The 14,461-nt window shown below is 72.7% G+C and carries 11 protein-coding genes; 5 read left to right on the top strand and 6 right to left on the bottom strand.

Features of this window, described 5'->3' with window-relative positions; all coding sequences use genetic code 11:
• Positions 1-177 precede the first annotated feature (177 nt).
• Positions 178-819 carry a carbonic anhydrase gene (locus tag ACZ7LY_RS21460; RefSeq protein ID WP_471626248.1) on the top strand — a complete coding sequence of 214 codons (642 nt, stop codon included), beginning with the start codon at positions 178-180 and terminating at the stop codon, positions 817-819.
• Positions 820-1,000: 181 nt separating this feature from the next.
• On the opposite strand, the gene ACZ7LY_RS21455 is transcribed toward ACZ7LY_RS21460, so the two are convergent.
• On the bottom strand, positions 1,001-1,999 hold the full coding sequence (locus ACZ7LY_RS21455) for an L-threonylcarbamoyladenylate synthase (protein ID WP_471626247.1): 999 nt from the start codon (positions 1,997-1,999) through the stop codon (positions 1,001-1,003).
• Positions 2,000-2,009: 10 nt separating this feature from the next.
• Positions 2,010-2,627 carry a GNAT family N-acetyltransferase gene (locus ACZ7LY_RS21450; protein ID WP_471626246.1) on the bottom strand — a complete coding sequence of 206 codons (618 nt, stop codon included), beginning with the start codon at positions 2,625-2,627 and terminating at the stop codon, positions 2,010-2,012.
• Between the two features lie 224 nt (positions 2,628-2,851).
• Between ACZ7LY_RS21450 and thpR the strand changes: the two genes are divergently transcribed.
• Positions 2,852-3,463, top strand: coding sequence for an RNA 2',3'-cyclic phosphodiesterase (gene thpR, locus ACZ7LY_RS21445; protein WP_471626245.1), 612 nt, complete (start codon positions 2,852-2,854; stop codon positions 3,461-3,463).
• Between the two features lie 63 nt (positions 3,464-3,526).
• Here the strand turns inward: thpR and ACZ7LY_RS21440 are convergent, their stop codons facing one another.
• The 3 genes from ACZ7LY_RS21440 to ACZ7LY_RS21430 all read right to left on the bottom strand — a co-directional run bounded on the left by ACZ7LY_RS21440 (position 3,527) and on the right by ACZ7LY_RS21430 (position 7,531).
• Positions 3,527-4,423 (bottom strand): geranyl diphosphate 2-C-methyltransferase, encoded by an 897-nt coding sequence (locus ACZ7LY_RS21440; protein WP_471626244.1) that lies wholly within the window; start codon positions 4,421-4,423, stop codon positions 3,527-3,529.
• 4 nt (positions 4,424-4,427) lie between these two features.
• Entirely contained in the window at positions 4,428-6,011 is a 1,584-nt protein-coding gene (locus ACZ7LY_RS21435) for a family 2 encapsulin nanocompartment cargo protein terpene cyclase (protein ID WP_471626243.1), read from the bottom strand.
• Positions 6,012-6,118: 107 nt separating this feature from the next.
• Positions 6,119-7,531 carry a family 2B encapsulin nanocompartment shell protein gene (locus ACZ7LY_RS21430; protein ID WP_471626242.1) on the bottom strand — a complete coding sequence of 471 codons (1,413 nt, stop codon included), beginning with the start codon at positions 7,529-7,531 and terminating at the stop codon, positions 6,119-6,121.
• 921 nt (positions 7,532-8,452) lie between these two features.
• Here ACZ7LY_RS21430 and ACZ7LY_RS21425 point away from each other — a divergent pair.
• The 3 genes from ACZ7LY_RS21425 to meaB are packed head-to-tail and all read left to right on the top strand — an operon-like array spanning position 8,453 to position 13,452.
• Entirely contained in the window at positions 8,453-10,264 is a 1,812-nt protein-coding gene (locus ACZ7LY_RS21425; RefSeq protein WP_471626241.1) for a methylmalonyl-CoA mutase family protein, read from the top strand.
• Complete coding sequence (gene scpA, locus ACZ7LY_RS21420) at positions 10,264-12,456, top strand: methylmalonyl-CoA mutase (protein WP_471626240.1); 2,193 nt, start codon at positions 10,264-10,266, stop codon at positions 12,454-12,456. The genes ACZ7LY_RS21425 and scpA overlap by 1 nt, the downstream gene beginning before the upstream one ends.
• A gap of 15 nt (positions 12,457-12,471) precedes the next feature.
• On the top strand, positions 12,472-13,452 hold the full coding sequence (meaB, locus tag ACZ7LY_RS21415; protein WP_471626239.1) for a methylmalonyl Co-A mutase-associated GTPase MeaB: 981 nt from the start codon (positions 12,472-12,474) through the stop codon (positions 13,450-13,452).
• Positions 13,453-13,550: 98 nt separating this feature from the next.
• On the opposite strand, the gene ACZ7LY_RS21410 is transcribed toward meaB, so the two are convergent.
• Positions 13,551-14,411, bottom strand: a complete 861-nt coding sequence (locus ACZ7LY_RS21410) for a S1 family peptidase (protein WP_471626238.1) — start codon at positions 14,409-14,411, stop codon at positions 13,551-13,553.
• Positions 14,412-14,461 lie beyond the last annotated feature (50 nt).

The raw sequence follows: 14,461 nt of genomic DNA, 5'->3' as shown, positions 1-14,461 counted from the left end.
ACGCGTCGTCCGGTGCCTACGCGACCGAGGCTAGGCCGGGCAAATCACCCCGGCTATGGACGAAAGCCCCTGTTCAGACGGGCTACCGGCACCGGTACGGGGGCGCGCGGCCGTCGCCGGGCCCGTTCACCCGGGCCAGCGAGTGTGGCGGTGGGGGCCGCCTCGTAGGCTGCGCCTATGACCGATACCCAGAACCTGACGCCCCGCGAGGCCTTCGAGCTGCTGCTCGCCGGTAACCAGCGCTTCGTCGCCGGCAGCCCCGAGCACCCCAATCAGGACGCCGCCCGCCGCACGGAGACCGCGCCCTCCCAGCAGCCCTTCGCGGTGCTGTTCGGGTGTTCCGACTCCCGGCTGGCCGCCGAGATCATCTTCGACCGCGGCCTCGGCGACCTGTTCGTGGTCCGTACGGCGGGGCATGTCGCCGGTACGGAGGTCCTCGGGTCCATCGAGTTCGGTGTGAGCGTGCTGAACGCGCCGCTGGTCGTCGTGCTCGGCCATGACTCGTGCGGGGCCGTCGGCGCCGCCTGCGCGGCGCTCGAGAACGGGCAGACTCCGGGCGGCTTCGTCCGTGACGTGGTCGAGCGCGTGACCCCGAGCGTGCTCGCGGCCCGCGCGGCCGGGCGCGACAAGCCCGACGAGATCCTCGCCGAGCACATCGAGAACACCGTGGACCTGCTGCTTGACCGCTCCCGCGTGCTGGCCGACGCGGTCGAGGCCGGCCGCCTCGGCGTGGTCGGCCTCTCCTACCGGCTCGCCGACGGCAGCGCCCAGCTCGTGGCGACCCGCGGCCTCGACGCCCCGGCGACCGCCGCGTCCTGACGGCGGCGGTACGGGTTTCGTACGGCGGTCGCACGGTCTCCGTACGGCCGCCGTCCTGCCGGTACGGGCTCCGTTTTGACGGAGTGGCCTCCGTACGGCCCGTACGACGTGTCCCGGCCCCCCGCTGTCACCGGCCCGGCCCCGCGCAGGCGGGCGGCAGCGGGCACGGCGGCCGGCCGGATCAGGCGGTGTCGCGGGGTCCGGCGGCGCGGCGCAGCCGGTTGGCGATGGCCAGTCCGAGCCCCTTCTCCTCCGGCAGCGACGCGATGACGAGGTCGCAGCCTCGCTCGTCGAACTCCCGGAGGAACCCGTACAGCTCGCGCGCGTACGCGGACATCGACTCCGGGACCGGCACCACGGCATGCGCCTTCACGCCGGCGTCGGCGCAGGCGGCGGGCAGCAGGACACCGACCCGGCCGTGCCCCGCCACCTGCGCCCGGGCCGCTTCGGCGGCGACCCGCTCGGGCTCCACGAGGACGACCCGGGCGCGCGGCGCGTAGTGGGAGGGGTGCTGGCCGGGCACGCGTACGGGGCTGGCCTCGGGGACGCCGACGGGCGCGCCCAGGACCGCTTCGAGGTCTTCGCGCGTGACGCCGCCGGGCCGCAGGATGGTCGGGATGTCGCCGGTGACGTCGACGATGGTGGACTCCACGCCGACCGCGCAGCGGCCGCCTTCGAGCACGAGGTCGACGGCGTCGCCCAGCTCGGCGCGTACGTCGTCGGGGCTGGTGGGGCTGACCTGCCCGAACCGGTTCGCGGACGGGGCGGTGACACCGCCGTCGAACGCGGCGAGCAGCGCGAGCGCCACGGGGTGGTCCGGCACCCGTACGGCCACCGTCTCCAGGCCGCCGGTCGCTTCGAGGGGGACCCGCTCCCCCCGGCGCAGCACCAGCGTGAGGGGGCCCGGCCAGAAGTGCTCCGCCAGCAGGCGGGCGGTGTCCGGAACGTCCCGCACCCATGCGTCCAGCCGGTCGGCGCCACCGATGTGCACGATCAGCGGGTGGGACGGCGGACGGCCCTTGACCTGGAAGATGCGCGAGACGGCGGCGGGGTTCTCGGCGTCGGCGGCCAGCCCGTAGACGGTCTCGGTCGGGAGCGCCACGAGGCCCCCGGCGCGCAGCACGCCGACCGCCCGCTCGATGTCACTGGTGCCTGCGTTGTCACTGGTTCCTGCGTTCACTCGGGCAATCCTAGGAGGCCGGGGACTCCCCCGCGGTCAGCGGCCCCGCCTCCGCCGGTGCCCCGGCCCGCCGCTCCCGTTCCCACGCGGTACGGGTGAGCGCGTACTCCACTTCTCCGTGCTCGGAGCCCTCGATCGCCACGGGCCAGTCCTCGGTGAAGTTCCGTACGAAGGTCAGGCCGGCCTTCTCCATGACGCGGCGGGAGCGAACGTTGACGGCCATCGTGTCCGCCGTGACCCGCTCCACGCCCAGCTCCGTGAACCCCTTGTGGATCAGGGCTCGGGCGCCTTCGGTGGCGTAGCCGCGCCCCCAGGCGGCGCGGTTCAGGCGGTAGCCGAGTTCGACCAGGGCGGGGCTGTGCTCGTCCAGCGGCCGGAACTCGAACCAGCCCAGGAACGCCCCGCCGGCCTTCTCCTGCGCGGCCCAGTAGCCGCGGGTCCCCCAGCAGGGGTGGTCGTACAGCATGCGCGGCAGGATGTGCGTCTCGACCGTCTCGCGGCAGACGGGACGGCCGTCGTCGAGATAGCGCATGACCTCGGGGTCGCTGTCCAGGGCGAGCAGATCATCGGCGTCGGCCGCCGTGAACGCGCGCAGCACAAGCCGCTCGGTCTCCAAGAACACAGACATCCCCCGATCCTCCCCGCGCCCGCCCCTGCGGGCCACCGGTTTTCAGCCGGGGCGGCACGGACTCATGCGTACGGAGACAGGCCGCCGTCGTCCGGGGCGCGGTGGCCGGGGCGAAGCGGCCCTCGCCGGAACTCCGCGAGTTCAGTGACGGGCTGGCCCGTGTCGCGCGGCGGCTCTGAGCCCCGGGCCGTCCCGCACCGCGGTCATGAGGTAAGAAGACGTGCGTGACCGAAGTGCCGGATGTCGATCTGTCCCGTCAGCGGGCGTTCATCGCCCTCGCGCCGCCCGACGACGCGAAGGGTGAGCTGGCCGCTGCCATGGAGCCGGTGTACGCCGGCTGGCCCGAGCTGCGGTGGAACCGGATCGAGGACTGGCACATCACCCTCGCGTTCCTGGGTGAGCTTCCGGTGCCGGTGGTGCAGGCGCTGCGCCCCCGCCTCGCCGAGCTGACGGCCGGCCGGAGTTCCCTGGAACTGCGGCTGGGCAGGGCCGGGCACTTCGACGAACGGGTGTTGTGGAGTGCGGTGGAGGGCGACCTCGCCGGGCTCCATGAGCTGGCCGGGGCGGTACGGGACCTCGTACGGGAGTGCGGTGTCGTGCTGGAGGACCGGCCGCTGCGCCCGCACCTCACCTTGGCCCGCGCCCGGCGCAACGACACCACGTCCGTCGTCGCGGCGGCCGCCCGCCTCGATGGTTTCGCCGGCCGCGCTTGGCGGGCCGAGCGGCTGCATCTCGTCGGCTCCACGCTCAACGGCCACAAGGGGCACCGGCGCTATCAGGACATCGACTCCTGGCCCCTGGCGCCCCTCACGTCACCGGGTGGATCCCGGGCGTGAGACGGCAGCGCTCCGGTCCGGGCCCGCCCTCGAAAGGACGGACCCGGACCGGAGCCGGAACCGTCAGACGCGGTCGGCGGCGATCAGCACGTACTGGAAGGAGCCGTCCTTGTACGAGTTGATGAACGCCTCCTCGATCCCCGTCACCAGGGACGACGTGGCCCGCAGCTCCCAGTAGGGCAGCGTGTCGGGCGTCAGGTCGATGACGGCCTGCGGCACGAGGCGGTTGTCCGCCATGGCCCGCAGGTACTCCCGGCGCGAGTGGATGTTGCACTCGAAGTGCGCGTTGATCTGGGAGACCCACTTCGAGGGCTGGCCGTAGCGCGGGTTCCAGCAGCCGGTGATGGTCACGTAGCGGCCGCCGACCTTGAGGATGCGGGAGTGCTCCGCGAACAGGTCCTGGAGGTCGACGTACATGCTCGACTCGTTGTTCCACGAGCCGGACGCCTGCCCGGTCTCGAACGGCATGTCGAGCATGTTGCACACGCGGGCACGCACGTGGTCCTGGATGCCCAGCTCACCGGCGCGCTGGTTGGCGAAGTCGGCCTGCTTGGCGGAGAGGGTGACGCCCTCGACCTGGCAGCCGAACCGCTGGTGCGCCATGACGAGCGAACCGCCGCGGCCACAGCCGGCGTCCACCAGCGTGTCGTCGCGGCCGATGGAGCCGAGGTTGTCCAGGAGGACGTCGGTCTGCGCCGACTCCAGGCGGTGCAGCTCGGCGATGAGCTTCTTCTCGCTCTCGCTGTCCTCGGGGTCCCCGAGCGCCGCGTGGTCGACCTCACCGATGCCGTAGTGGTGGTGGTAGAGACCGTCGACGTCGCCGAGGCGCAGGTTCACGGGCCGCGCCTCCCCGTCCCAGTAGCGGGCGATGTCGCCCTGGTACGGGGTCGCCGGGCCGGGGATGTTCAGGGAGGCGGCGGCGAGCTTGGTGCTGGTCGTGCTGGTCACAGATGAGTCCATTCTTCTACCAGAAGTCGGGCAGGCTGTAGCGATAGGTGTTGGTCTGGTGCCAGTGGTGGTTTCCGTCGACCCAGGCGGCCACGCCTCGCAGGAAGCGGTGGACGACCGGGATCGGGCAGTCCGCGGCGAGGGCCGCGGCGTTGGCCTCGAAGGCGTGCATGAGTTCGTTGTGGACCTCGACCGATTTCAGATAGGCGTCCCGGTCGGAGAGGCCCTCCCGTTCGGCGATCACGACGGGCAGGTTCAGATGGCGCCCGGGGGCGTCGAGTTCCTTCGTGTACGAGTACAGGTCGTTGACGATCGTCGTGGCGTTGCCCGCGAGCGCGATGACCTTCTGCATGGCGGCCTGGGCGTGCAGGTCCGCCGGCAGTTCGTAGCCGCCGACGGTGTCGGTGATGGTCGGGCAGGGGCGGAAGTTGTTGAACTGGCGCATCGCCAGGTACTCCCACACCTCCGGTACGCGGTCGATCTGCGCCCAGGCCGCTTCGGCGAGGTAGCCGAGGTGGAGCCGGGCCATGTCGTGCCGGTACCGGTCGCTCTGGGAGGGGCTCGCGGCCTGGTCGAAATAGGCCATGGCGGACTGGTACGCGCGCCGGGGCGCGTCCGAGTGCAGGGACTCGGCCCAGGGTTTCTGGTACTCCTCGGTCGTGTGGAGGGGGTCGAGCGCGGTGTGGGCGAGGAGCAGGCGCTCACCGAGGCCGTCCGGCGAGCCGCCGTGGTCCTCGCAGTAGCAGTCGTCGACGGCGTTCTCGGCGACCATCAGGCGGGTGGCGATCATGAGGTGCTCGATCGTGGGGGCGTCCGGGTGGCAGCCCACCATGTAGCGCCCCACGGAGAAGCCGTCGAACTGCTCCTCCCACTCCTCCGGATAGAGCGACACCTCGTCCAGGGCCCACGCCTTGATCCGCCGGCTGACCTCCTCGACCCGGGCCGGGTCCGGCTCGGGCACGGGGTGGTAGTAGAGGCCGGGGATGGGCGTGCCCACCGGCGCGGAATCCGGGGACGGCGGCTCCGCCACGACCGGTGCGACGGGAGTGACCGACACGGACGCGGCGCCCGGCACCGGCACGGTCCCCGGCAGCGAGGCCGCCGAAGGCGCTGACGGCAGCGAGGCCCCCGACGGAACCGACGGGACCGACGGACCTGACGGGGTCGGCGTGTGCGGCAGTTCGGGTGCGTCCGTCGAGGCGGGCACACTCGGCGGGGCCGGTGCGTCCGTCGAGGCGGGCACACTCGGCGGGGCCGGTGCGTCCGCTGGAGCCGACACCTCCGAGGGGGCCGGAAGCTCCGGAGCCGTAGAGGTCAGCCGCAGCCCCTCCGTGCCGAGCCCGGTCGGACCGCCGAGTACCCGCTCGGGGCCCGGAGTCGGTACGGCCGCTCCTGCCGCCGCCTCCGGGTCGGCGGCCCGCGGCGCCGGGACGACGGCGTCCGCGGGCGGCGCGGGCAGGGTCGGCGCACTGGACAGCTCGCCGGTGAGGGCCTTGATGTCGCGGGCGCGGGCGGCGACTTCGGCGAGGAAGTGCGCCGCGGAGTGGGCAGCGTCCGCCGGCAGGTTCGACGGTGGAGGTGTCGTCTCGGGCGCGGGCATCGATGGCTCCTTCAAGGGGTGGGCTGCTGTCCCGTGGCCGTCCGGCGGGTGCGGGGCGGGCCCGGACCGCTCCGGGCGCGCCGCACCTGTCGTCCGGGCCGGGTCCGCTACCTGGGCCAGCGGGAGATCTGCACGTTCTCCAGCACGCCGACCGCGTCGGGCACGAGGATCGCGGCGGAGTAGTAGGTGCTGACGAGGTAGGACGTGATGGCCTGCTCGTTGATGTTCATGAAGCGGACCGAGAGGCCGGGCTCGTACTCGTCCGGCAGGCCGGTCTGGTGCAGGCCGATGACGCCCTGGTTGTCCTCCCCGGTACGCATGCAGAGGATCGAGCTGGTCCTCTCCTTCGTGATCGGGATCTTGTTGCACGGCAGGATCGGCACGCCGCGCCAGGCGGGCACCTGCTGGCCGCCGAGGTCGACGTGGTCGGGGTACAGGCCGCGCGCGTTGAACTCGCGCCCGATCGCCGCGATGGTCTTGGGGTGCGCGAGGAAGAACTTCGAGCCGCGCCGGCGGGAGAGCAGTTCGTCCAGGTCGTCCGGCGTGGGCGTGCCCGCGTGCGGCTGGATGCGCTGCTTGAAGTCGGCGTTGTTGAGGAGGCCGAACTCCCTGTTGTTGATGAGCTCGTGCTCCTGGCGCTCGCGCAGGGCCTCGATGGTCAGACGGAGCTGTTCCTTCGTCTGGTTCATCGGCTCGTTGTACAGGTCGGCGACCCGGGTGTGGATGCGCAGGATGGTCTGGGCGACCGACAGTTCGTACTCGCGCGGGTTGAGTTCGTAGTCGACGAACGCGCCGGGCAGTTCGGCCTCGCCGGTGTGGCCGGCCGACATGGCGATCTCCGCCTCGCCGCGGTGGTTCTGCCGCTGGCGGGGCAGCGAGCGGAAGTTGTCGATGTGCTCGCGCAGGGAGGGCGCGTTGGCGAGGATCGACTGGAAGTCGGCGCGGGAGAGGGTGAGCAGGGTGCCGGAGGTCTCGGCGGTGGCGGTCTGGGACCAGGTGCCTTCCTCGTCGAGCAGCGCCTCGTCCCCGAAGCGGTCGCCGTCGGCGAGGATGCCCAGGGCCACCTCGTCGCCGTACTCGCCGACGGTGGTCTGGTTGATGCGGCCGTGCGCGATGAGGTGCAGCTTGTCGGCGCTCGTGCCGCGCTCGACGAGGGTCTCGCCGGCCTGGAAGTCGCGCTGGACGCAGCGGTCGGCGAGCGCGGTGAGCACGTCGACGTCGTCGAAGCCGCGCAGCAGGGCCAGTTCACCGAGTTCGCGGGGGATGACCCGGACGTTGCCGCCGTCCTGGATGAAGTCGACGCGGCCGTCGCCGACGGTGTAGGTCAGGCGGCGGTTCACCCGGTAGACACCGCCCTTGGTCTCCACCCACGGGAGCATCCGCAGCAGCCAGCGAGAGGTGATCTCCTGCATCTGCGGGGCGGACTTGGTGGTGGTGGCGAGGTTGCGCGCCGCCGCCGTACCGAGGCTTGTTTGCTGAGGTGACTCCGGCTGCGCTTCGGTGCTCGAGTCAACAGTCATCGGGGCGAGCTCTCCTTGTTCAGGGAGGTGAGGGCGGGTCTACGGGTGACAGGGGACGAGCACGGCGAGAACAGCGGGGCTGTGCGATCGGAAATCCGTTCAGGTCCGATCCGACGCTAGGGCGCTCGTGGCCCGCGGATCCAGGGAAAACGGGGGCGTTAACTCGATCCGTTGATCGTGGATTTCGGATGTTTGCCGGGGTACCGACTGCTTTCGGCCGCACTGCGCGTGGGGTGCGTACGGGGAGGAGCGCCCGCACGCGGTGCGGGGGCTTCCGGAGCGGTTGCGGGGACACGGGCCATGCCGGGGCGGCGGCGGGCCAAGCGCATGTCACGTGCCTCCGTGGCATGCCTCCGGCCCGGTTCGGCGGTGAGCGCGATAGCGTCGAATTCAGGCCACCGCGCGCTCGGTCCCCGGTCGGCGATGGGGGTGGGTTCGGATATACGCGGCCGAAAACCCCGGGAGGGGCGGAAGTGCACGCGCGGACGCGGACCAGGGGGGCAGGGCCGTTCCAGCGGGGTACGCACTAGCTCGCGCTCGGGGGTATGGAGTCGGCACCCGGCAGTTCCTGCCCGGCGTCGGGCTCGGGGCCGGAGCGGGGCTCGGGGCCAAAGGCAGTCGGCGGACACAACGGAGCCCCGTCGGGCAGGTGACCTTCCCAAGTCTCCTTCGCACAACGGGGCTTCGCTGTGCCCCGAGTCTGGCAGGAGCGAGGCGCCCACGGCGGCGTGGCGTCAACAGAGAGTGACCGGCCTCGCGTGCCGCCGCGTTGGCAGCGCTGGGCCGTCCGGCCTCGCGGCGCGCGGAACATCACCCCTTCGGGGCAGGGCTCGTAGGCGACGCGGGGGCGCGCGGCAAGGAGAACAAGGTCACACACATGTGCCCTGCTCAGGGCCTGCCGCGCTGCCCTAGCATCCGGGCATGACGGTCCTGCCAGACGACGGGCTCCCCTTGGCAGCCGAGTTCCCCGAAGCCACGCATGAGCAATGGCAGCACCTGATCGCGGGTGTCCTGCGCAAGTCGGGCAAGGATCTCTCGGCGGCGGAGGCGGAGGACGCCCTGTCCACCGCGTTCGAGGACGGGCTGCGCGCCCGCCCGCTGTACACCGCCCGTGACGAGGCGCCCGAGCCCGGCCTTCCCGGCTTCGCCCCGTTCGTGCGCGGCGCCCGCGCCGAGGGCAACGCCGTGGCCGGCTGGGACGTACGCCAGCGGCACGCGGTGCCGGACCCGGCCGCGGTCCTCGCCGACCTGGAGAACGGGGTCACGTCGCTGTGGCTGTCGGTGGGCGAGGCCACCGGGTTCCCCGTCTCCGCGCTGCCCGCCGCCCTCGACGGCGTCCACCTCGACCTCGCGCCGGTCGCCCTGGACGCTGGCGCCGAGACCGTCGCCGCCGCCACGGAACTGTTCGGCCTGTACGAACGGGCCGGCGTCGCCGACGACGCCGTCCGCGGCAACCTCGGCGCCGACCCGCTGGGCCACGAGGCCCGCACGGGAACCCCGTACGCCATGGGCCCGGTCGTCGAGCTGGCCCGGCGGTGCCTCGGCCGCCACCCCGGGGTGCGCGCGCTCACGGTGGACGCGCTGCCGTACCACGAGGCGGGCGGTTCGGCGGCGCAGGAGCTGGGCGCGTCACTGGCGACCGGCGTCGCGTATCTGCGGGCGCTGACCGAGGCGGGGCTGACGGCGGAACAGGCGCTCGGGCAACTGGAGTTCCGGTACGCGGCGAGCGCGGACCAGTTCCTGACCGTCGCCAAGTTCCGCGCGGCACGCAGGCTCTGGGCGCGCGTCGCCGAGGTGTGCGGGGTGCCTGAGGCGGGTGCGCAGCGGCAGCACGCGGTGACGTCGTCGGTGATGATGACGCGGCGCGATCCGTGGGTGAACATGCTGCGCACGACGATCGCCACGCTCGCCGCCGGGGTGGGCGGCGCCGACGCGGTGACGGTGCTGCCGTTCGACGAGGCGCTCGGGCTGCCGGACGCGTTCGCCCGGCGCATCGCCCGCAACACGTCCACGATCCTCATCGAGGAGTCGCATCTCGCCCGGGTCGTCGATCCGGCGGGCGGGTCCTGGTACGTGGAGCGGCTGACCGACGAACTCGCCCACGCGGCCTGGGAGTTCTTCCAGGTCGTCGAGCGGGCGGGCGGCCAGGCGGCCGCGCTCCGCTCCGGTCTCGTACGGGACCGCGTCGCCGAGACGTGGGCGGCGCGCTCCGCGCGGCTCGCCTCGCGGCGCGAACCCGTCACGGGTGTCAGCGAGTTCCCGCATCTGGCGGAGAAGCCGGTCGCGCGGGCCGCGGCGCCCGAGCCGCCGTCGGGCGGGCTGCCTCGGGTGCGGCGCGACGACGCGTTCGAGGCGCTGCGCGCGCGGTCGGACGCGCATCTCGCGGCGACGGGCGCCCGGCCGCGTGTCTTCCTGGCCGCGCTGGGCCCGGCCGCCGCGCACACGGCCCGGCTGACGTTCGCCGCCAATCTGTTCCAGGCGGGCGGCATCGAACCCGTCACGGACGGCAGGTTCGAGGAGAGCGGTGCGCGCGAGGCGTGCGTGTGCTCCAGCGATCAGCTCTACGAGGAGCAAGCGGCGGACGCCGTACGGGAGTTGCGCGCGGCCGGGGCCCGGCATGTGTTCCTCGCGGGGCGGCCGGGCGCGCCCGGTGACGCGGACGGCCACGTCCACGCCGGCTGCGACGCCGTCGCCCTGCTCTCCGCCACGCTCGACCGCATGGGAGTGTCCTGATGCCCGTCCCCGACTTCTCCGTGCCCGACTTCTCCGAGATCGGTCTCACCGCGCCCGCCGCCGGGCCAGCCGACGACGCGTGGCGTGCGGCGCTCAAGCAGGCCACCGGCGGTGACGACCTGCTGTGGGAGACGCCCGAAGGCATCAGCGTCAAGCCGCTGTACACCGGGCGGGACCTGGAGGGCCTCGACTTCCTGGACACGTACCCGGGCATGGCGCCGTATCTGCGCGGCCCGTATCCGACGATGTACGTGAACCAGCCGTGGACGATCCGCCAGTACGCGGGGTTCTCCACGGCGGAGGAGTCCAACGCGTTCTACCGGCGCAATCTGGCGGCCGGGCAGAAGGGCCTGTCCGTCGCATTCGACCTGCCGACGCATCGCGGGTACGACAGCGACCATCCGCGTGTCACGGGAGATGTGGGCATGGCGGGCGTCGCCATCGACTCGATCTACGACATGCGGCAGTTGTTCGACGGCATCCCGCTGGACCGGATGACGGTGTCGATGACGATGAACGGCGCGGTGCTCCCGGTGCTCGCGCTGTACATCGTCGCGGCGGAGGAGCAGGGCGTCGCGCCCGAGAAGCTGGCCGGGACCATCCAGAACGACATCCTCAAGGAGTTCATGGTCCGCAACACCTACATCTATCCGCCGAAGCCGTCGATGCGGATCATCTCCGACATCTTCGCGTACACCTCGCGGCGGATGCCCCGCTACAACTCGATCTCCATCTCCGGGTACCACATCCAGGAGGCGGGCGCGACGGCCGATCTGGAGCTGGCGTACACGCTCGCGGACGGGGTGGAGTACATCCGGGCGGGCCGGGCGGCGGGCCTGGACGTGGACGCGTTCGCGCCCCGGCTCAGCTTCTTCTGGGCCATCGGCATGAACTTCTTCATGGAGGTCGCCAAGCTGCGCGCGGCCCGCCTGCTGTGGGCGAAGCTCGTCGGGCGGTTCGAGCCGAAGAACGCCAAGTCCCTCTCGCTGCGCACCCATTCGCAGACGTCGGGCTGGTCGCTGACCGCGCAGGACGTCTTCAACAACGTGACGCGTACGTGCGTGGAGGCGATGGCGGCGACGCAGGGCCACACCCAGTCCCTGCACACGAACGCGCTCGACGAGGCGCTGGCCCTGCCGACCGACTTCTCGGCGCGCATCGCCCGCAACACGCAGTTGCTGCTCCAGCAGGAGTCGGGCACGACACGGGTGATCGACCCGTGGGGCGGCAGCGCGTACGTGGAGAAGCTGACGTACGACCTGGCGCGCCGGGCCTGGCAGCACATCGAGGAGGTCGAGAAGGCGGGCGGCATGGCGCGCGCCATCGACGCGGGCATCCCCAAGCTGCGGGTGGAGGAGGCGGCGGCGCGCACGCAGGCCCGGATCGACTCGGGGCGCCAGCCGGTGATCGGCGTGAACAAGTACCGGGTGGACAGCGACGAGCAGATCGAGGTCCTCAAGGTCGACAACTCCTCGGTGCGCGCGCAGCAGATCGAGAAGCTGCGCCGGTTGCGCGCCGAGCGGGACGAGCGGGCCTGCCAGGACGCGCTGGACGCCCTGACGCGGGCCGCCGCCGGCGAGGGGAACCTGCTGGAGCTGGCGGTGGTGGCCGCGCGCGCCAAGGCCACCGTCGGGGAGATCTCCGACGCCCTGGAGAAGGTGTACGGGCGGCACGCGGGGCAGATCCGTACGATCTCGGGCGTGTACCGCAACGAGGCAGGGCCGTCGCCGTCGGTGGACCGGACGCGGCAGCGGGTGGAGGAGTTCGCCGAGGCCGAGAGCCGCAGGCCGCGCATCCTGGTCGCCAAGATCGGCCAGGACGGGCACGACCGGGGCCAGAAGGTCATCGCCACGGCCTTCGCCGACCTGGGCTTCGACGTGGACGTCGGCCCGCTGTTCCAGACGCCGGGCGAGGTGGCGCGGCAGGCCGTCGAGGCGGACGTGCACATCGTCGGGGTGTCGTCGCTGGCCGCCGGGCACCTCACGCTCGTACCGGCGCTGCGTGAGGCGCTGGCCGAGGAGGGCCGGGAGGACATCGTGATCGTGGTCGGCGGGGTGATCCCGCCCGCCGACGTGCCGACGCTCCTCGAGATGGGCGCTGCGGCCGTGTTCCCGCCCGGCACGGTCATCCCGGACGCGGCGCACGACCTCGTGGCGCGGCTCGCGGCCGCCCTCGGGCACGACGACCTGTGAGCCGGTGACGTGCCCGTGGCCATCGATGTGGAGACGTACGTCAAGGGCGTCCTCGACGGGAAGCGGGCGCTGGTCGCCCGCGCGATCACACTCGTGGAGTCCACGCGCCCCCACCACCGGGTGCTCGCGCAGGAGTTGCTGACCCGGCTGCTGCCGCACAGCGGCCGGTCGCGGCGCATCGGGATCAGCGGGGTGCCGGGGGTCGGCAAGTCGACGTTCATCGACGCGTTCGGCACGATGCTGACCGGGCTCGGGCACCGGGTGGCGGTCCTCGCGGTGGACCCGTCGTCGAGCCGCAGCGGTGGTTCGATCCTCGGCGACAAGACGCGCATGGAGCGGCTCGCGGTCGATCCGGCGGCGTTCGTGCGCCCCTCCCCCACGGCGGGCACGCTCGGCGGGGTGGCGAAGGCGACGCGCGAGTCGATCGTGGTGATGGAGGCCGCCGGGTACGACGTGGTCCTCGTGGAGACGGTCGGGGTCGGGCAGTCGGAGACAGCGGTCGCCGACATGGTCGACTCGTTCCTGCTGCTGACGCTGGCGCGGACCGGGGACCAGTTGCAGGGCATCAAGAAGGGCGTCCTGGAACTCGCCGACGTGATCGCCGTCAACAAGGCGGACGGCCCGCACGAGCGCGACGCGAAGGGCGCCGCGCGTGAACTGTCGGGCGCGCTGCGGCTGATGCACGGCAAGGACGCCTTCTGGACGCCGCCCGTGCTCAGTTGCAGCGCCCGTGAGTCGACGGGTCTCGACGCGGTGTGGGAGCGGCTGGAACAGCATCGCGCGCTGCTCGACTCCACGTCCGCGCTGACCGCGCGGCGCCGGGACCAGCAGGTCGCCTGGGCCTGGGCGATGGTCCGCGACGAACTCCTCGGGCGGCTCCACGCCGACCCGGCCGTGCGGGCGCTCGCGCCCGACCTGGAGCGTCAGGTGCGCGAAGGGGCGGTCACGGCGACGATGGCGGCCGAGCGCATCCTCGGGGCGTTCGGGACGCGGTGACCTCCCTCCGGCGCCGGCACGGGGGCGGGCGCCGGAGGGAGTTCGGGCGAGGGTGCTCGGCGGTCACCCGAGGCAGTGCACGCCAGGGCGCTCGGCGGTCAGCGGTCGCCCTTCATCGTGCGGTGGATCCAGCCGTTGTACGCCGGGACGCTGGTGTACAGGCCCGGGCCCTCGCCGCAGCGCACGCCGAGGGCGCCGGGGCCCGAGGTGACGCCGATGAGTTCCCACTCGCCCTTGCGGCCGCGCTGGAGCTGGGGGCCGCCCGAGTCGCCGTTGCAGGCCATGGCGCCGGGAACCTGGCTGACCGTGCACAGGCGGGTCCTGTCCGCGAAGCCGGGCGCGCACTCGGCGGCGGCTCCCCTGCGCGTGTCGAGTTGCTGGAGGCGGTCCGGGAAGACCCACCGGTCGGGGTCGGACGCGTCGACGACGGTCCCGAAGCCGAGGAGCCGGGTCGGGGTGCCGGGCCGGCCCGGCGTGGCCGCGATGCGCAGCGGCTTCTCGGCAGCGGGGCGGCCGAGGCGGACCAGGGCGATGTCGGCGCGGTTGGGGCCGAGGTTGTCGCCGTTGCGGTAGTCGGGATGGGTCACCGTGCCCGCGACGGACCTGACCGAGCCGCCGGAGTCCTTCCACTCGCTGCCGACGCGGACCGTGCCGTCGAGGGTGACCAGCGTCGGGTCCACACAATGGGCGGCGGTCAGCACCCACGTATGGCTGATGAGGGCGCCGCCGCACAGGCCCTTGAGGCCGGGGTCGTCCTTGCCGGAGACGGGGATCGACACCATGCCCGGGTAACGCTGCGTGGAGTCCTCGCCGTTGACGATCGCCCCGGCGCTGCCGGCCGTCGCGGCGGCGCAGGCCGTGACGGCGAGGGCGAGCGCGGCGGCGCGGGCCGCCACCCGGCGTGCGGGGCGGCGCGGCGGCGGCGTGGGGGCGGTCGGGGTGGGCTTCGAGCTGGACACGGTCTCTCCGTTCGGACGGTCGGTACGACGTGTTCAGCCTCCGCGATCAA

Source organism: Streptomyces sp. NPDC107550, from assembly GCF_055639095.1.
The sequence above is the reverse complement of the archived record's forward strand: the minus strand, read 5'-3'. Positions and strand labels throughout refer to the sequence as shown.

What these genes read in the sequence shown, in the direction of transcription:
- ACZ7LY_RS21450 (WP_471626246.1), bottom strand. Translation starts at nt 2,627, where the DNA reads ATGTCTGTGTTCTTGGAGACCGAGCGGCTTGTGCTGCGCGCGTTCACG.
- scpA (WP_471626240.1), top strand. Translation starts at nt 10,264, where the DNA reads ATGCCCGTCCCCGACTTCTCCGTGCCCGACTTCTCCGAGATCGGTCTC.
- ACZ7LY_RS21430 (WP_471626242.1), bottom strand. Translation starts at nt 7,531, where the DNA reads ATGACTGTTGACTCGAGCACCGAAGCGCAGCCGGAGTCACCTCAGCAA.
- ACZ7LY_RS21435 (WP_471626243.1), bottom strand. Translation starts at nt 6,011, where the DNA reads ATGCCCGCGCCCGAGACGACACCTCCACCGTCGAACCTGCCGGCGGAC.
- ACZ7LY_RS21440 (WP_471626244.1), bottom strand. Translation starts at nt 4,423, where the DNA reads ATGGACTCATCTGTGACCAGCACGACCAGCACCAAGCTCGCCGCCGCC.
- ACZ7LY_RS21425 (WP_471626241.1), top strand. Translation starts at nt 8,453, where the DNA reads ATGACGGTCCTGCCAGACGACGGGCTCCCCTTGGCAGCCGAGTTCCCC.
- ACZ7LY_RS21460 (WP_471626248.1), top strand. Translation starts at nt 178, where the DNA reads ATGACCGATACCCAGAACCTGACGCCCCGCGAGGCCTTCGAGCTGCTG.